The sequence below is a fragment of the Vibrio pomeroyi genome, from assembly GCA_041879425.1.
Classification (GTDB): domain Bacteria; phylum Pseudomonadota; class Gammaproteobacteria; order Enterobacterales; family Vibrionaceae; genus Vibrio; species Vibrio pomeroyi_A.
Window position 1 is genome coordinate 937,928 of the sequence record CP090855.1, and the last position, 16,244, is coordinate 954,171.

18 protein-coding genes are annotated in these 16,244 nt (G+C 43.7%); 7 read left to right on the forward strand and 11 right to left on the reverse strand.

Features of this window, described 5'->3' with window-relative positions; all coding sequences use genetic code 11:
* Nucleotides 1–35 precede the first annotated feature (35 nt).
* The 3 genes from L0992_20045 to L0992_20055 all read right to left on the reverse strand — a co-directional run bounded on the left by L0992_20045 (nt 36) and on the right by L0992_20055 (nt 1,729).
* Nucleotides 36–173, reverse strand: coding sequence for a hypothetical protein (locus L0992_20045; protein XGB70305.1), 138 nt, complete (start codon nt 171–173; stop codon nt 36–38).
* Nucleotides 174–421: 248 nt separating this feature from the next.
* Nucleotides 422–1,093, reverse strand: coding sequence for a ribulose-phosphate 3-epimerase (gene rpe / locus L0992_20050; GenBank protein XGB70306.1), 672 nt, complete (start codon nt 1,091–1,093; stop codon nt 422–424).
* A 36-nt stretch (nt 1,094–1,129) separates the two neighbouring features.
* Nucleotides 1,130–1,729 carry a beta-phosphoglucomutase family hydrolase gene (locus tag L0992_20055; GenBank protein XGB70307.1) on the reverse strand — a complete coding sequence of 200 codons (600 nt, stop codon included), beginning with the start codon at nt 1,727–1,729 and terminating at the stop codon, nt 1,130–1,132.
* A gap of 245 nt (nt 1,730–1,974) precedes the next feature.
* On the opposite strand from L0992_20055, the gene L0992_20060 reads away from it, so the two are divergent.
* The gene (locus L0992_20060) at nt 1,975–2,184 is read left to right on the forward strand and encodes a hypothetical protein (protein XGB70308.1); all 210 of its coding nucleotides are present in this window, start codon (nt 1,975–1,977) and stop codon (nt 2,182–2,184) included.
* A 162-nt stretch (nt 2,185–2,346) separates the two neighbouring features.
* Here L0992_20060 and L0992_20065 read toward each other — a convergent pair whose 3' ends face one another.
* The 6 genes from L0992_20065 to L0992_20090 all read right to left on the reverse strand — a co-directional run bounded on the left by L0992_20065 (nt 2,347) and on the right by L0992_20090 (nt 7,867).
* The gene (locus L0992_20065; GenBank protein XGB70309.1) at nt 2,347–3,228 is read right to left on the reverse strand and encodes an L-ribulose-5-phosphate 3-epimerase; all 882 of its coding nucleotides are present in this window, start codon (nt 3,226–3,228) and stop codon (nt 2,347–2,349) included.
* Between the two features lie 8 nt (nt 3,229–3,236).
* Nucleotides 3,237–3,884 carry a 3-keto-L-gulonate-6-phosphate decarboxylase UlaD gene (locus L0992_20070; protein XGB70310.1) on the reverse strand — a complete coding sequence of 216 codons (648 nt, stop codon included), beginning with the start codon at nt 3,882–3,884 and terminating at the stop codon, nt 3,237–3,239.
* Between the two features lie 4 nt (nt 3,885–3,888).
* Nucleotides 3,889–4,710 (reverse strand): pyridoxal phosphatase, encoded by an 822-nt coding sequence (locus L0992_20075; GenBank protein ID XGB70311.1) that lies wholly within the window; start codon nt 4,708–4,710, stop codon nt 3,889–3,891.
* 111 nt (nt 4,711–4,821) lie between these two features.
* The gene (locus tag L0992_20080) at nt 4,822–5,520 is read right to left on the reverse strand and encodes an L-ribulose-5-phosphate 4-epimerase (protein ID XGB70312.1); all 699 of its coding nucleotides are present in this window, start codon (nt 5,518–5,520) and stop codon (nt 4,822–4,824) included.
* 10 nt (nt 5,521–5,530) lie between these two features.
* The gene (locus L0992_20085; GenBank protein XGB70313.1) at nt 5,531–5,998 is read right to left on the reverse strand and encodes a PTS sugar transporter subunit IIA; all 468 of its coding nucleotides are present in this window, start codon (nt 5,996–5,998) and stop codon (nt 5,531–5,533) included.
* Nucleotides 5,999–6,064: 66 nt separating this feature from the next.
* Nucleotides 6,065–7,867 carry a PTS ascorbate-specific subunit IIBC gene (locus L0992_20090; GenBank protein XGB70314.1) on the reverse strand — a complete coding sequence of 601 codons (1,803 nt, stop codon included), beginning with the start codon at nt 7,865–7,867 and terminating at the stop codon, nt 6,065–6,067.
* A gap of 340 nt (nt 7,868–8,207) precedes the next feature.
* Between L0992_20090 and ulaR the strand changes: the two genes are divergently transcribed.
* The 4 genes from ulaR to L0992_20110 all read left to right on the forward strand — a co-directional run bounded on the left by ulaR (nt 8,208) and on the right by L0992_20110 (nt 11,121).
* A complete protein-coding gene (gene ulaR, locus L0992_20095; protein XGB70315.1) occupies nt 8,208–8,963 on the forward strand; it encodes an HTH-type transcriptional regulator UlaR in 756 nt (251 codons plus the stop codon).
* 120 nt (nt 8,964–9,083) lie between these two features.
* On the forward strand, nt 9,084–10,151 hold the full coding sequence (gene ulaG / locus L0992_20100) for an L-ascorbate 6-phosphate lactonase (GenBank protein XGB70316.1): 1,068 nt from the start codon (nt 9,084–9,086) through the stop codon (nt 10,149–10,151).
* A gap of 68 nt (nt 10,152–10,219) precedes the next feature.
* Nucleotides 10,220–10,462, forward strand: a complete 243-nt coding sequence (locus tag L0992_20105; GenBank protein XGB70317.1) for a hypothetical protein — start codon at nt 10,220–10,222, stop codon at nt 10,460–10,462.
* Nucleotides 10,463–10,668: 206 nt separating this feature from the next.
* Nucleotides 10,669–11,121, forward strand: a complete 453-nt coding sequence (locus tag L0992_20110) for a hypothetical protein (GenBank protein ID XGB70318.1) — start codon at nt 10,669–10,671, stop codon at nt 11,119–11,121.
* A 71-nt stretch (nt 11,122–11,192) separates the two neighbouring features.
* Here the strand turns inward: L0992_20110 and L0992_20115 are convergent, their stop codons facing one another.
* A complete protein-coding gene (locus L0992_20115; GenBank protein ID XGB70394.1) occupies nt 11,193–13,424 on the reverse strand; it encodes a hypothetical protein in 2,232 nt (743 codons plus the stop codon).
* A 501-nt stretch (nt 13,425–13,925) separates the two neighbouring features.
* Here L0992_20115 and L0992_20120 point away from each other — a divergent pair.
* The gene (locus L0992_20120; protein XGB70319.1) at nt 13,926–14,825 is read left to right on the forward strand and encodes an AraC family transcriptional regulator; all 900 of its coding nucleotides are present in this window, start codon (nt 13,926–13,928) and stop codon (nt 14,823–14,825) included.
* 73 nt (nt 14,826–14,898) lie between these two features.
* On the opposite strand, the gene L0992_20125 is transcribed toward L0992_20120, so the two are convergent.
* Nucleotides 14,899–15,237 carry a Fis family transcriptional regulator gene (locus L0992_20125; protein XGB70320.1) on the reverse strand — a complete coding sequence of 113 codons (339 nt, stop codon included), beginning with the start codon at nt 15,235–15,237 and terminating at the stop codon, nt 14,899–14,901.
* A 224-nt stretch (nt 15,238–15,461) separates the two neighbouring features.
* On the opposite strand from L0992_20125, the gene L0992_20130 reads away from it, so the two are divergent.
* Nucleotides 15,462–16,187, forward strand: a complete 726-nt coding sequence (locus L0992_20130; protein ID XGB70321.1) for an IclR family transcriptional regulator — start codon at nt 15,462–15,464, stop codon at nt 16,185–16,187.
* The last annotated feature ends 57 nt before the right edge of the window (nt 16,188–16,244 follow it).

Sequence of the window (16,244 nt, forward strand, 5' to 3'; positions counted from 1 at the left end):
CACTGATCACACTTAACGCGGGTTTATTTAAGAAATTAAACCCAAGCAGAAGCAACAAGTAGGATAATTGCACCCATGATAACGGTAGACTTAGCAAAAAATAGAACTTCATTCATTACTGAAGGTTTTGCTAGTGATGCGTTGTTTTCATTTGTGATTACTGTAGCGTTCATACTGTGTTCTCATCGTTATGTGATCTGAGGTCAATTTTGCGCCGTTATGTGACCAAAGTCAATAATAACTGTAGTTTTATTACACAAATCTAAACTCCAACTGAAGAGCACACCAACCAAACAACGCCTCAAAACCTCTGCTTATTCCACGTGATTTTTCATTTAATCAACATCCATTAGATACAAAGAAAGCCCGAAGCCTGATACACAGAACACTTCGAGCCTTTGTAGGGCAATAGATACACAACTTAATTCAATTGAGCCAACTCCGATCGCATTGAATCGATAACTTGTCCGTAATCTTCACTATCAAAAATAGCCGAGCCAGCAACAAACATATCCGCACCCGCTTCAGCAATCTCTTTTATGTTGTTAACTTTCACACCGCCATCGACTTCTAAGCGAATATCACGCCCAGATTCATGAATGCGTGATCGGATTGAACGCAGCTTATCGAGCGTAGCTGGGATGAAAGATTGACCGCTGAAGCCAGGGTTCACTGACATCACTAATATCAGGTCGACTTTATCCATGATGTAATCAAGATGACTTAACGGCGTTGCAGGGTTTAATACCACTCCGGCTTGGCAACCGTGCTCTTTGATTAACTGTAAAGTACGGTCAACATGCTCAGAGGCTTCTACATGAAACGTAATCATCGTCGCACCCGCCTCTGCAAATTGAGGCACCAGTTGATCAACAGGCTTCGCCATTAAATGCACGTCAATCGGCGCTGTAATTCCATAATCTCGTAGTGCTTTTAATACTGGCGCACCAAAAGTCAGGTTGGGTACATAGTGGTTATCCATAACATCAAAATGAATAACTTCAGCCCCAGCCGCCAGAACGCGTTCTACGTCCTCACCAAGGCGAGCCAAATCAGCAGAAAGAATCGAAGGTGCGATAAGATATTGTTTCATTGTTTTCCTAGTTATTTTTGTATCGTTAAATTCTGTTTAGCTCGCTGGAACAAACTGGGTTATGTGCCCATCCTCGACCATGTAACAATCCATACCTGCAGCCGTTGCAGCATATTGCCCAATGATCGTATCTTCAAATACCACACAATCCGTCGGATCAAGCTCTAACTGCCTAGCGACTTTCAGAAAAGTATCTGGGTTAGGTTTATGATTTTCTACGTCATCCGAAGTCACTATTGTGCCTATCATTGACGGGATGTCCGTCGTGTTGAGAATCGCCCTCGCATGCTTTGCCTGCGCACCAGTGCCAATTCCAATTTTTTTCAATTGATACTGTTGCTGCAAGAGCGCATAGGTTTCTGGGATAACATCACCTTTGTGCTCAATGGCTTCAAAGTTGGCGATTTTATCCGAGGTAATCTCCCGAGCATCTAGTGCTAGGTCGTAACGCTTTAGGATCTCTTGTGTGACTTTTCTCGATGGCATTCCACCAAGTTGATCTAACCATTCTTTGTCGTAGGGAATACCAAACTTCTCGCAAGTTTGTTGCCATGCATGAGCATGTGCCACCATAGAATTGACCAGAGTCCCATCGAGATCAAAAATAATTCCTTTATATTTATCTAACTTTGGCATCGTCAATCTCTCATCTGTTTTGAGACTCATAGTACTAATCGCACTAGATAAAACCTATTCATGATCCTCTTAATATGATCTTATTCAACAATCCGACAATTAACCGAAGTGATGCAATAAAAGCCGTTGTTTTACTATTGAAATCATATTTTGAGCACATCTCACCCATTTTTACTTAAACGAACTAGAGATGCATAAATTGAAGATGATATAGTCCACCAAAATCAAATACCTTGGACATGACCATGCATTCTAGCGACATCATCAAATTGGCAAATTTAGGCGTTAATATCGAAATTTCAAAAGACTCTTCATTGCATCCTTCTGATGCGTTAGAAGTGGTAAAGATTGTTGCTGAAATCGGTAGCCAAATCGTTATCAAGAAGAAATACCACACGGACTACCTCATTCAAATGGCTGAAGTGGGTCGTGATCATGTGACGATCGCTGTTTAAGAACAGCCACTATTTGAAAATTGACAAAACCTCAGCTTCAAAAGTTTAGAGAGACATGTTGATATAAAAATGCAGCATATTGGGGGCAATATGCTGCATTTTCTCTTTTCGTTAGGAACATGGAGAACGTAAAGAGAAACTCGTTAAGCATTCTAAGTAGAGCTAGTGGTCAAACAACATCGGAACACCCGCTTGAACACACACTTCATTCAAGCGTTTTTGTGCCGTGAGTATATTCTCTTTCCAGCGTTCATCTTGAGCCCACATCTCGATCACGAGTGGTACAACGCACTCAGTCTCTTTCAACGTTTCAAAAATGGCATTGAAGTCAACTTCACCATCACCAATCACTAAGTCTCGGAATTGCCCTTTGTACTCGTCAGTCACTTTATACGTGTCTTTGAGATGGATCTGAGTGATATGAGGCTTACTCAGTTTGAGCTCAGTCACTATGTCGTAATTCCAACCAGAGATATTGCCCACATCCGGATACGCCGTGAAATACGGTGAATTGACTTCACGACTCAGCACTTCGAACTTACTCAAAGAGTTCAGGTAATCGGTGTCCATGATTTCCACAGCAAGCATTACGCCCGATCTTTCAGCCAACTGTGCCGAAAGCTTCATTCCTTCAATGAACCTCTGGTGAGTGACTTTATCAGCAGGCTCGTAGTAAACGTCATATCCAGCCAGTTGGATGGTACGAATACCCAATTTGTAAGCCAAAGAGATCGCCTTCTCCATATGGATAACCGCTTGCTCACGAATCACCGGATCTGCGGAACCAAATGGGAACTTGCGATGCGCACTTAAACACATGGATTGCAGTGGTACACCATGCTTTTCACACAGACGACGTAAGGCATACACTTCCTCGTCATTCCAATCCAAACGGCTACGGCGCTCGTCTGATTCATCGACCGATATCTCAAGAAAATCAAAGCCGAGTTCTTTGGTTGTTACCAGCTTGTCTTCCCAGCTGAGTTCGTTAGGTAGGGCCTTCTCATAAAGCCCTACACGGTGGCGTAACAAGTTTTGATACATAACGCCTCCTAGTTCCAGTAGCGATCGATCTGAGCTTTTAGTGCTTCTGCTGTTTCTTTACCTTTGTCACCCGCAAGTGCGCGACCTGCGATAAAGGTTTTCGCTTTAATGCCTTCAAATAGGTATAGGTCTTCAGGCACGATGCCACCTGTGATAGAAAGCTCGATACCCATTTCAGACAATGCACGCATCTTCACAAGATCTTCTTCTGTCCAACCCACACCGGCTAATTCAGCGTCACGAGAACGGTGATAGATAGCTTGAGAGATACCTAGGTCGACCCAAGATTGAGCATCGTCCATTGTCCAGTTACCATAAATTTCGATTTGGATTTCACCGTTAAATTCATCAGCAACTTTCTTACATGCACCAATGGTTGCGATGTGTGCAGCAGCAGAAACGGTAATCCAATCAGCGCCCGCTTCGAATGCCATACGAGCCAAAATAGCGCCACCATCTGTTGTTTTCATGTCGCACACAAGGATATGGTCTGGGTGATTCTTACGAAGCGTAGAAACCGCCGTCATCCCTTCTGCAAACGCCAAAATAGTGCCCACTTCAATCACATCAACAAAGCTTTCAACGTTGTTTGCCACTTCAATTGCAGCAGGAAGGTTTGTTTGGTCTAGGGCGATCTGAATCATTGGTTTAGTCATGTTGTTATCCTTTAATTTGTTCACGTATTAGACGGGCTAAGCCATCATGGTTGTTATCTGTTGAGCACACGCATTGAACGTGTGACTTGACGATGTCATCAGCATTGAGCATCGCTACACCTAATCCGGCGTACTTGAGCATGGATATATCGTTATGGTTGTCACCGACGGCAATGACGTCATCGGCTTGATAACCGAGTTCTGTGATGTATTCAGCAAGGCGTAGGCCCTTACTGTTACCTTTTGCAGCAAAGTCGATTCGGTTTGACCAAGAACGCTCACCGTTGAAGTTCTCTTCTATCCATGGGTGTTGCATTAAACGGTCTACTGAGTCTTGGCTACCTTCCACCACAAACTTCCAAACGTGTTCGGCTTGCTGAGCCGTTTCAATGAATGATTCCACTTGGTAAATTTGAGGGCGATGTTGCTCTGGTGCCGTTTCTGCCCAACTTTCCAATGCCAACATGTAGGCAAATGGGTTGTAGTGTGAGTACGTCATGGCATGCGTGATGTACATGACCATTTTGAGCTGAAACTCATCTGCCATATCGATGAAGGTCAGCGCTTTGTCTTTATCTATCGCGTTTTGAGTCAGTACCGTTTCAGTTTGATAGTCATAAACATAAGTGCCGTTACAGCAGATGATTGGCGTATCTAACCCCAATTCGTAGTAATAAGGTCGTGCTGCTGTGTGGTGTCGACCAGTCACAATCACGACATGACAACTTTGTTTGGCTTCTTGGATCGCCTTTTTCAGTTCTGGATGAATCGTGTGATCATCCTTTAACACGGTTCCATCGAGATCTAACGCCAGCACTTTATACATAGAGTCCTCTCACTTATTCCCTGAAGTCGGGCCTAATCAATATTGAAACTACTTAGAGTCGAAGCTCGTTAAGCGGCTTACTTAAACGGCTTATTTAAACAAAAAGCCGATTTACTGTTGGCCGTAATAAGCATTTTCACCGTGCTTACGTAAGTAGTGTTTGTCGGATAGTTCTGGCTGAATTTTGATGCCGCTATTCAAGGTGCGCGTTGCCAACGCCATTGCAGAAACTTCTTCTAATACCACCGCGTTGTGAACCGCATCGTTGGCATCTTTGCCCCAAGAGAAAGGCGCATGTCCTGCAACAATAACGCTGGGAACGGCCATTGGATCGATTCGACGCTGCTTGAACTCTTCAATGATCACCAAGCCAGTATTTTTCTCGTACTCTTCAGCAATTTCAGAGTGAGACAATCGACGTGTACATGGGATGTCACCGTAGAAATAGTCCGCATGAGTGGTGCCCAAGGCTGGAATATCGATACCGGCTTGCGCCCAAATAGTGGCACTGCGTGAATGCGTGTGAACAATGCCACTGACCTCAGGGAAAGCTTTGTAAAGCTCTAAATGAGTTGCGGTATCACTTGAAGGATTCAGTTTCCCTTCAACAATGTTGCCTTCTAGATCGACGACCACCATATCTTCAGCTGTCATATCGCAGTATTCGACACCTGATGGCTTAATCGCTATCACGCCATTAGCACGGTCAAACTCAGAGACATTGCCCCAAGTGAATGTCACCAAACCATACTTCGGAAGCTGCAAATTGGCTTCTAAGACGCGTTGTTTCAGTTGGCTATATTTAGACATAGTTGTCTCCTTACGCTGCTTCCGCTTGCAGTAACGCAGCATCAATTAAACGCGCCACTTCTTCTGGGCTTTTGCATGCGCGAAGTTTTGAGAAGTCTTCATCAAATTCAATCAAGTTCGCCACTTGCATGGTGCCTTCGATGTGCTCTTCTGAATCTTTACCCGCTAACGTGATCAACACATCAACAGGCTCATCAACACCTTCAAAAGTAATCGGGGTTTCCAGCACGGTTAACGCAAAACCGGTACGAATCACACCATCTTCAGGGCGGCAATGCGGCAGTGCGAACGCATCGTGAATACAGATATAAGGGCCTTCTTCACCAATCGCTTTGGTAATCGCGTCGTAGTAACGCTCTTCAGCAACACCGGCTTTAACCAATGCGTCAGTACCCAGCTTGATCGCCGCTTTCCAGTCAGTTGCTTTTGCGTTCAGGAGGATAGAGTTATTCTTGATAAGAGATTCTTTTAAGTTCATGTTATTGCTCACTTATATAATTGTTTTTATTGGCTCAGCAGTGCGGTACCACTGAGCCGTTTATCATTATTTATGGAAGTTGTTCTCGATGATGGAAACAAGCTCGTCGCCGAAAGTTTTCACCATAATCATGTTCTTAACCGCTAACTGTTGCTTACCTTCCGGCAGGCCCGTGATCTTCGCTGCAAGAGCAACCGAAGTAACGATGATGTCGAATGAACCAAGGTGCGATTTGTAATCGGTGATGGCGCTGTTAAAGGTCGAGCTTGGGATGCCTTTCTTATCCAAGTACTCTTTGATTTTCTTAGAGCACATCATTGAAGAACCTTGCCCTGAACCACAGCACACTAAGACACGAACCGGTTTCTGATCAGCTGCCGTTGTAGAAGCAGATGGAGCTTGAGCAGTTGCTGTCGATTGTTGTGGAACCGCGACTTCAACCTCAATGCCCTCAGGTGTTACTGCGGTCATTGTTTCAGCGGCAGCTTCTGCGTCTTCTTCAGCTCGTAGTTGCTTAGAAGCGAAGTACATGTAGATGCCAGCCAAAGCCAAAATCACAAAGAAGAACATGCTAGAGCTTGAGATACCTTGCATGATAGGTGGGAATACCAGAGCCCAGTCAGCCATACCCATCCAGCCGTTAAACTCAGTACCAGATTGAGCAAAGATGTGGATTGCCCAAGCAGAACCAACCACTTCGATGATGCCCATAACGAAACAAATCTTCATTACTGCTTTCCAGCCACCAAAGTGGTTAGCAAACACGCCGATGGTTGCGTTCGAGAAGAACATTGGAATAAAGCCAGGGATGATCATGATTGGTGCGTCAAACGCTAACATTGCAAGAACAGCGGTGAATTGACCAACCGCACCCCACATGAAGCCGAACACCATTGCGTTTGGAGAGTATGCGTAGATAGCTGCACAATCGATTGCTAACACAGCGTTAGGAATAAGACGTTGAGAAATACCGTTAAAGGCCTCGGACAATTCCGCTACGAACATACGAACGCCGGTGACGATAACTTGAATCGCTACTGCGAATTTCAAACCAGTTTCGAAAATGTAGATAAACCAGTGTGTTTTACCTGCCATGTCTTGAAGGTTATCAAGACCAAACGAAAGAAGAATGATGCCAAAGAAAGCCGTCATTACGAGCGTTGTCGCTGCAATGCTATCGTGGAAAATGTGCAGCCATTTAGGCAGTTTAATGTGGTCGACACTGTCATTCTTGTCGCCAAGCTTAGGAGCAACCTTGGTGGCTACCCATGACGCAAACTGTTGTTGGTGACCTATCGAGAAACCCGCTCCGCCAGTCACTTCTTGAGTGGGCTTGAACATGATGTTTGACGAGATACCCCAGTACAACGCCATCAATATTGCAGAATAGATGATGGTTTCCCACATACCTGCGCCAAGCACGAAGTAGAAAACAGCAATTAGGCCAGCTTGTTGGAACATGATATGTCCCGTCAACATGATGGTTCTGATACCAGTAATACGGCGGAAGGCAACCAGTAGAATGTTGAGCCCAAGTGCCAGTAATACGGCATAACCAACCCAAGAGTAATTGTCGCCCATGGTTTCCATGGTGGACATCATGGATGTGTACGGGTCAATCACCGACCCTGTCAATCCATGTATTTCACTCATTTTCTCGATAACCGGTTTAAAACCCGCTACCAATGTTCCAGCACCTACCTGCACTATCATGAAACCAACGATGGTTTTAATAGAGCCGGAGATAATAGTTGTTGCGTCACGCTTGAGTAGAATGTAACCCAGACAAGTAACAAGACCGAGTAGCAACGGTGCTTTGGTCATTACCTGACTGTAAAAAATATAGAAAATATCATATAAGAATTCCATATCTTTACCCCTGATTAATTTTTAATTTTAATGGTATGTAGGATGTGATGATGTCTAGTTTTGCTCACGAACTAGACTTTACCAATCAAAAGTAATCATTCAATGCTCACTTGTGATTACTTTGATTTATATCAATTAACCACACCCAGAATGTGCCTAATTGAGCTTCGGATCACACCAAAAAACAACAAATTAAATAAAATCAATGACTTATAAATCATTGTGATTAAGATCTAGTTTTTATAGCAATGTGGTTTGACAATCATGATGGTGATTATTAGAATCAAAACAAATCAAAAGTAATCATCAAATTGTCACAACGACATAAAGAGTGATAAATATGAATGAAGTACAAAGACATAACGGCATCGTGTCGCTGTTAGAAGATATGCAGACAATAAACGTCTCACATATTATTGATAAATTTAGTGTTTCACCTGCTACTGCAAGGCGTGACATCGCTAAATTAGATGAAGTTGGCCGACTTAGAAAAGTTCGAAATGGCGCTGAACGAGTAGAGAATCAGAAGAGAAAGTGGTCACCACTCAATATCAACAGCACTGAGTTCTATGAAGAGAAAGCTGAGATTGCGCAAGCAGCAGCCGGACTTTGTCAGTCGGGTGATACAGTTGTAATCAACTGCGGTTCTACAGCTTTTCTACTTGGCCAACAGTTATGTGGGGATGACGTTCAAATCGTAACGAACTACTTCCCACTCGCAAGCTACTTGATCAACGAGGATCATGACGATGTCATCATCATTGGCGGTCAATACAACAAAGCGCAGAACATCTTTTTGAATCCAGCCCCTAATTCACTAGGCGGTTATGCAGGAAACTGGATGTTCACTTCAGGCAAAGGCTTAACTGACGCGGGGCTATACAAAGCCGACATGTTAACAGCCGTCGCTGAACAGCAAATGCTTGAACAGGTCGATAAACTCGTGGTGGTGGTCGACAGTTCAAAGGTTGGACAACGCACCGGAATGCTCTTTTGCAATACCAAGCAAATAGACATCGTCATCACCGGTAAAGACGCCAATCCAGAAGTTGTTAAGCAGATTGAAGCTCAAGGGACGCAAGTCATCTTAGTTTAAATCACAGGGCAAACTGCCCTCCCAATAATAATAAATTCAGCTCAGTGCCTTAATCCAAATTAAGGCGCTCGGCTCCCTACATCCAAAATTAATCAAATTATTGAAATAAAAGGTATTATCATGAGCAATGTAAACGAAATCACTCGCGAGTCTTGGATCCTAAATACATTCCCTGAGTGGGGCACATGGTTAAATGAAGAGATTGAACAAACGGTTGTGCAACCGGGCACGTTTTCTATGTGGTGGTTGGGTTGTACAGGTATTTGGCTAAAATCAGAAGAAGGTGCAAACCTATCAATGGACTTCTGGTGTGGTACTGGTAAAAAAACACAAGCCGTACAAAAAATGAAAAACCAGCACCAAATGATGCGTATGGGCGGTGTGGAAGCACTTCAACCAAACCTACGTACCGCGATCTTCCCATTGGACCCTTTCGCTATCAAAGAGATCGATGCAGTTATGGCATCTCATGACCACGGCGACCACATTGATATCAACGTTGCAGCGGCGGTTCTACAAAACTGCGGCGACCACGTTAAATTCATTGGTCCTAAAGCGTGTGTTGATTTATGGATGAAATGGGGTGTGCCAGAAGATCGTTGTGTTATTGCTAAGGTTGGCGACGAGATCAAAATCAAAGACGTGAACATTAAGGTTCTGGATGCGTTTGACCGTACTGCACTTGTAACACTACCAGAAGGAACTTCTTCTATAGACAAAGAAATCCTAGACGGCATGGATGACCGCGCAGTGAACTACTTAGTAGAAACAACTGGCGGCTCTGTTTACCACTCTGGTGACTCTCACTACTCAAACTACTACGCTAAACACGGCAATGACCACAAGATTGACGTTGCACTGCTTTCTTACGGTGAGAACCCACGTGGCGTAACAGACAAAATGACATCTTCAGACATTCTTCGTGCTGCTGAGTCTTTGAACTGTGAAGTGGTTGTTCCGTTCCACCACGACATTTGGGCAAACTTCCAAAACGACCCACGTGAAATCGAAATGCTGTGGAACATGAAGAAAGAACGCCTGCAATACGGATTCGCTCCTTTCTTCTGGCAAGTAGGCGGTAAATACACTTACCCAACAGACAAAGGTCGCATGCACTACCAACACTTCCGCGGCTTTGCTGACATCTTCAAAAATGACCCAGAACTGCCATACCGCGCATTCTTGTAATCATTAATAACCACTTTAACTAGGGAGCGATTCGCTCCCTTTTTTCATCATCGAATAGGGACATTGATATGGTATTACGCGAATTTAAGAATCACTTTAGTCGTGGCGATTTGAAAGCAGCTATTGGGGTTGTTTCACCTTGTGCGAATGGCTATTACTTAATGGTGAAAAGCAATCAGTGGGGTGTGAACAGTTTTCTTGAATCTGATAGAAAGATGCAACCCAGAGTATTTAAGACTCAACAGGCGCTGTTGAATGCGGCAAAAGCGATCGGTTTTCCTTACCACTCGATCGATATCCAACATCTCTAACCGCTCATATTCCAATTAAATTAAGGTCGTTGAAAACCGTTATCCCAGCAGAACAAGCAAATCATTCACCTAGCGAATGAAATAAAACAGAAAGCATTTATTAATCCACTCGATAAAAATAATTCTTACAATTAAGCGTGTTTATTCGTTAATAATATTGTTACTCAACGGCATAATAGTCATGAATCCATTCAACGAGTTAGGTTATGTTCTGCAAGCGCCTTTTGGCATTGGTATTACCCATTTCTGTTATCTTTTCTACGTACGCTGAAACCTTTGGTGAGCGCATCGAGCAAGAAAATGCATTAGCGAAAACAATAAGCGAGACACAGGCAGAGCTCATACAGAAGGTAGTACAAACCAACCACTGCGCCAAAGTGGCATTAGTCCATCATCATCGGATTTTAGGCCAATACAAAAAGCCAACCTCGTCTTCTGAACTATTCGTCAAATGGCGAGAGCTAGGCAAGCAACTAGACAGCAAATATGAAACGAATTACCCGGGCTATCCCAAGCATGTATTTCAAGAATACCCAACCGCTTCAAGCAAGGTTGATGGTTATCTCTTTGCCCTAATCGACAATGGTTTGAATGAAAAGTCATGGATCGCCAAAGAGTTCAAGCAGTGCAAAAACAATAAGCTAATCTCAAGAACCTAGCTTCGATTTCATGGTCAGGGCTTTCCCGAAAAGAAGCCCTCTAAATAATTAACACCACTTTCAATACCGTCCTAATAAAGTAAGAACAGCCCTTCATAGCCACCTATTTCTATTTGCGTGACATACTCTCCGACGTTGCCGTTTGCATCGACAGGCTTCATCGGCACGTCCAATACAATCGTCAGTTTCTCTGTCTCATAAAAGCTCGCGCTCTTACCGTGGAAATCTGTACGGTACAACACACGCCCCTTATCAAACTCTCTCGCCAACACCATATCTTCCGGGCCACCAGCCACGACTAACCGCTCAGACTGATGCAAGAAATAGGTATACGTAGGCAATACGTGAGTCATTCCATCAGGTAAGTCTGCATGTACCATTTCATGCATCGAGGAATCACCCACAATGGTGTAATCCGCTGGCACAGGCGTGCTAGTCGAAAGCATCAAGGGAATGGCTTCAAAGCCTTCAGGTATGAGATTGCTCGGTTCGCCTAAATCGACCGCCAATAGCGCACTTGGTTGATAAGCGACATTTTTCGGCACACCACCCTTCCAAAAGTTATCCGCTGTGGTGTTGTCACTCCCATAAACATAACTATTGTTCCACTGATTGAAATAGCTGTGTTGTGAATGGTGATTCAAGTAATAGATCGCTAACGCTGAGTATTGGTCTTGTCGCCAGTTTTGTTCAGAACCACCAAAGAACTGAAGACGACCAAAACGCGTTGTCGCCTGAAAAATCACGCTTTGATCGGCATGCGCCAATGCCGAATTATCCCAAAACTTGGAGATACCCGAATAGCCACTAAAACCAGTCGATGGGAACACGTAATGCTCCCTAAAATACAAAGAGCCTGCTTCCACAAGGTGAGATTGACCGTTACGGCCAAGTAAGTTGGCTGTCCCTATATTCAAGCCTATCAAGGCATCACTATTGAGAGTTGCGAGGCTTTTTAAGAAAGCAGAGAATTGCGCTTTATAAAGATCATCGGCCTCGGTAGAACCCGCCGCCAATCCAAGCTCTTGCACCGTGCCACCAGAGTGAACATAAAACTGATTTCCCCCTAGCAGCTTGTTGGTGTCATCGTTATAAGCACCATTTAGCCCCTGCTCTGCCCAGTTCTGCTGATAATAAGCGTGAACCGCCGATAGATAATTGAGGTTGGCGACATTAGCTAGCGCCCATGAAGAGCTCTGACTCCACATTCGGCCAAATGGCACCACGCGCGACTCCCAACGAAATCGAGCGGTGGCATTTTTATTGGTGCGATTTTTATACTCACTTGGTGACAAGTAGTTGTCTTGATTCAAATCGGCTGACACATCAAAGCCACGGATCTTACGCCACTGGTTGATAGCATTCCCATCAGGCGTTGTTTCAGGCGCATCGGTTAGCTTCACCACAGGAAAGCTATTTCTAAGCTTCACTTCTTTAAGGCGCGGTCTGTCGTTGGCGTTATCACCTTGCCAACGGATTCTCACCACATACAAACGCCCACCGTCACGCACAAAAGTAGAACCGAAATATTGGCCTCCGCCATAGCTAGCGCCACTGCCATCATGAGTTGTCGCCCTTACCCAATCAAATGGAAGGTTCCACAACACAGATTGGTTCTTGGTCATGTTGAGGGTTTTGTCTTTCTTTAGATCCAACGCAGACCATTGTGATACCTGCCCATGGGCATCAACTTCTGTTGGATACTCAAGCCAAAATTGACCACCAGAGGCGAATTGAGAGAACTTTAGTGTCAGCCTATCGAACTGCTCTGCGTGATACACATAAAGCGCACCGCCTTGTTCGAAGTTCTCAAACACATCCGCATCCCAAGGCGGTTGTTGATAGAGCCAAAAACCCGCGTGGTCTTCACTTGCGGTATAACCGACGATCATAGGTTTTCGATTAAGAAGGGTATTTTCACCGTGGCTTTTGTCGACTTCAGCAATCACCGTGTCTTCAGAGAAATGCAGAAAGAAGTCTTCATAATTGGCACCGTTTAGCGCTGCGTTATTGCGAAGATCATTTTCTAACCAGCCAGAGTTTATCTCCAACTTTTGGTTGTACATGTAACCAATCGCTGTAATTCGCTCATTGGCGGCTTTGTCTGCATAAGAGCCAAACACGATATCATTGTTTGTGATTTCCCAATCAATGACATCAGTTGCCGACATTGGCGAATCGCTTAAGTCGACACCTTGCTGGTGCGATCCGGGCAATACAATCGCTTTACCGGCAGCAAAAGCGTTACTAGCGGTTAGGCAGAATGGAATGAGTGCTAGTAACCATAAAATGTAGGGGTTCATCATTCAGTTTTCCTAATCGATACTGTCGTTACTCAAAAATACGAGACGAAAAGTCAGCCAACTTACGTGTCAATTTAGGAATCAAAATACGAAAAAAGTATCGGTTAGAAACATGTATTGATCAAGCCCCCCATCGGCTCAGTATCTCTTGCCTCGAAAAATACCTCCTAATACATACGTAAAGTCAGCACGTTAGAACGAAAGCTAAAAACTTGTAATCTTAATTTTGCTGACAAGCTAAGTATTCCAGAGTCACGATTCTCTGCTTCACTTTTTCTCATTATGAGAATTAAATCGAACGAACAGTGAACGCACGATGGCTAAAAAGGCAATTCAGTTTGGGAGAAGTTAATCTTATTGATCGAAGGAAAATGGAAAGCGGGAATTGGATTTACTGCATCTAATCTCAGTTTCAATGCCACTCTATTGAAACTCAATTGGGATAGGTTAGTCTCTGAAGCTATATAAGATTAATGGCAATAAAGAGTGGTAAATAAAGCAATGTACGTTGACTATCATAAGCGGCTAATTCCCGTTGTCCGTTATCTAGAGAAGCACTTTAACGAGCCGCTCAACCTAATCGAAGTCGCGGCATTAGCCAACTTTTCACCCTACCACTTTCATCGCACTTTTAAGGCCGTTCAAGGCGAGACCCTTGCTGATTTCATTCGGCGATTGAGGCTAGAAGCGGCAGCGAATGATCTCTTCAAATCCAAGCAACCCATTATTAATATCGCATTGGACTATGGGTTCTCGTCTTCTCAAAGTTTTGCCAAAGCATTCAAACAACACTTTGGTGTCACACCAAGTGCCTTCCGTGATTGTGAAGATTACCAAGCGTTCAGCGAGCTCACTCGAAATAGCAAGATAGGACACACGTTGCGCAAGAATGGAAACGATGCAGTGGCAAGCAATTCATATACTGACTCCGAACGAACAACATGGAGTATGACAATGAAAACGCAACAATTCGAACCATCAAAACTAGCGTATGTACGAGTGACTGGCCCTTACGGACAAGGTTATGAAGAGCCAAGCGGTCGTCTTTACCAATGGGCCGAAATGAAAGGGTTAGCAGGTAACAGCTGCATCTTTATCTATCATGACAATCCAGAAATCACTCCAAACGATAAATGTCGTACTGACATCTGCTTGATGGTGTCAGACGACACTGAAGTACCAAGTGGGATCGAATTGAAAGATTTTCCCGGCGGACAATATGCCGTAATGCGCCAAACCATCACCGAGTCAAGCCAATATGCTAAAGCGTGGGATGACCTAATGAGTAAGGTTATAGAGTCCGGCCTAGAAACCGAAGACCGACCTTGCTTTGAGCTTTACCACAGCTACGATCCGCAAACTCAACACTCAGACGTTAGCTTCTGTGCTGCAATCAAGTAACTACTGAAAGCCTACCTCGTGTAGGCTTTCGTCTCTTCAGTTCGCTTTCCAACTAGCGCTGTGATAAAGCTCCTTAAAGCCTTTTATTCCACTTCCCTTCGTGGTCACGGTCGCAATTTTCTTGTGTATCGTAGCTGATGTGTTTATCAACATTCTTCAATGCAATACCTACCTGACTGAACGCCATTTGGATGGTCATTGAGACTTGCTGTTGGCCCTCTCCTTCTAAAAAATTCGTCCGGTCTTGATTGGTATCGAACACACAGACGATTTTTAAGCTTTGTGGAAAAGAAGAAAAATTGACCGTATGAGTCACCCAAAGAAAACCATCGTAGCCTTTCAACGTATCTTCACACACGTCAGTTAGCACGTCTCTGATCTGATTTTCGATCTTCTTATCTGATTTACGCATGCAGAAAACTTCCTATTTAACACCTTAAAAAATAAGGTTTTTCAGTCAATGTTGTCTTAACCGACATTGGACACTGTGGCCGTTTTAAATGCAAAGTATTTATATCCAAACTAAAGAATTCCACAATGTGGGACTATTGTTTCACAAAGTGGAATGTTGATAGTTATCACATTATCAATACCAAACTCTCGCTATATTTCTCTCATACAACGAGAGGCGGTTTTATGAGCAAATTACAAGGTAATCAAGCATTGGTAAAAGCAATCGCGGTCATCGACTCGATCGCTGAAGGTAATCGACAACTGAAAGATGTGTGTGAATATTTGCAGCTGCCGAAATCTACGGTGCACAGAATTATCCAAGGCCTTATTGAAGCTCGCTATATCCGAGAAGTGAAAGGGATTGGTCTAGTGCTAGGTACTAAAATGATTCAACTTGGTATCCGCGCCCAACAAGACATGCCTCTCAAAGAAATTGCGAAACCCTTTATTCGCGAACTTGCTGCTCAAACTAAAGATACCGTCCATCTAGGCATCAAAGATGAGGATCAAATCTTCTACCTAGATAAAATCCCGGGAGAGCGTGCAATTCAACTGCGATCTCAAGTGGGAGACCGACTGCCAATGTCTGCAACAGGGATTGGAAAAGCGTTAATGATTGATATGCCAAAGATGGAATGGATTCGACTTATTTCATCGCAAACTAATCATGACGTCGAGTCGATGCTAAAAAGAATGAATGAATATTCTAAGCATGACTATAGCTATGACTTAGAAGATAACGAAGACCTTGTACGTTGCGTTGCTGTACCAATAAGAAATAAATATAACAATATTATTGCGGCTATATCAGTAACCAGCATTAAAGAATACATGTCTGACGAAAGAATGACGGAGTTAATTCCTGTTATTACTGAATATTGTCAGAAAATATCCAAGCAACTTAATTAACCCTACAGGTGTATGTAACGTACACTTTATATAAATAATAAATTAATCAGGTACGAC

Bases quoted from the DNA above. Each gene is read 5' to 3' on its own strand.
- L0992_20045 (XGB70305.1), bottom strand. From the start codon at position 173: ATGAACGCTACAGTAATCACAAATGAAAACAACGCATCACTAGCAAAA.
- rpe (XGB70306.1), bottom strand. From the start codon at position 1,093: ATGAAACAATATCTTATCGCACCTTCGATTCTTTCTGCTGATTTGGCT.
- L0992_20055 (XGB70307.1), bottom strand. From the start codon at position 1,729: ATGCCAAAGTTAGATAAATATAAAGGAATTATTTTTGATCTCGATGGG.
- L0992_20060 (XGB70308.1), top strand. From the start codon at position 1,975: ATGCATTCTAGCGACATCATCAAATTGGCAAATTTAGGCGTTAATATC.
- L0992_20065 (XGB70309.1), bottom strand. From the start codon at position 3,228: ATGTATCAAAACTTGTTACGCCACCGTGTAGGGCTTTATGAGAAGGCC.
- L0992_20070 (XGB70310.1), bottom strand. From the start codon at position 3,884: ATGACTAAACCAATGATTCAGATCGCCCTAGACCAAACAAACCTTCCT.
- L0992_20075 (XGB70311.1), bottom strand. From the start codon at position 4,710: ATGTATAAAGTGCTGGCGTTAGATCTCGATGGAACCGTGTTAAAGGAT.
- L0992_20080 (XGB70312.1), bottom strand. From the start codon at position 5,520: ATGTCTAAATATAGCCAACTGAAACAACGCGTCTTAGAAGCCAATTTG.
- L0992_20085 (XGB70313.1), bottom strand. From the start codon at position 5,998: ATGAACTTAAAAGAATCTCTTATCAAGAATAACTCTATCCTCCTGAAC.
- L0992_20090 (XGB70314.1), bottom strand. From the start codon at position 7,867: ATGGAATTCTTATATGATATTTTCTATATTTTTTACAGTCAGGTAATG.
- ulaR (XGB70315.1), top strand. From the start codon at position 8,208: ATGAATGAAGTACAAAGACATAACGGCATCGTGTCGCTGTTAGAAGAT.
- ulaG (XGB70316.1), top strand. From the start codon at position 9,084: ATGAGCAATGTAAACGAAATCACTCGCGAGTCTTGGATCCTAAATACA.
- L0992_20105 (XGB70317.1), top strand. From the start codon at position 10,220: ATGGTATTACGCGAATTTAAGAATCACTTTAGTCGTGGCGATTTGAAA.
- L0992_20110 (XGB70318.1), top strand. From the start codon at position 10,669: ATGTTCTGCAAGCGCCTTTTGGCATTGGTATTACCCATTTCTGTTATC.
- L0992_20115 (XGB70394.1), bottom strand. From the start codon at position 13,424: ATGAACCCCTACATTTTATGGTTACTAGCACTCATTCCATTCTGCCTA.
- L0992_20120 (XGB70319.1), top strand. From the start codon at position 13,926: ATGTACGTTGACTATCATAAGCGGCTAATTCCCGTTGTCCGTTATCTA.
- L0992_20125 (XGB70320.1), bottom strand. From the start codon at position 15,237: ATGCGTAAATCAGATAAGAAGATCGAAAATCAGATCAGAGACGTGCTA.
- L0992_20130 (XGB70321.1), top strand. From the start codon at position 15,462: ATGAGCAAATTACAAGGTAATCAAGCATTGGTAAAAGCAATCGCGGTC.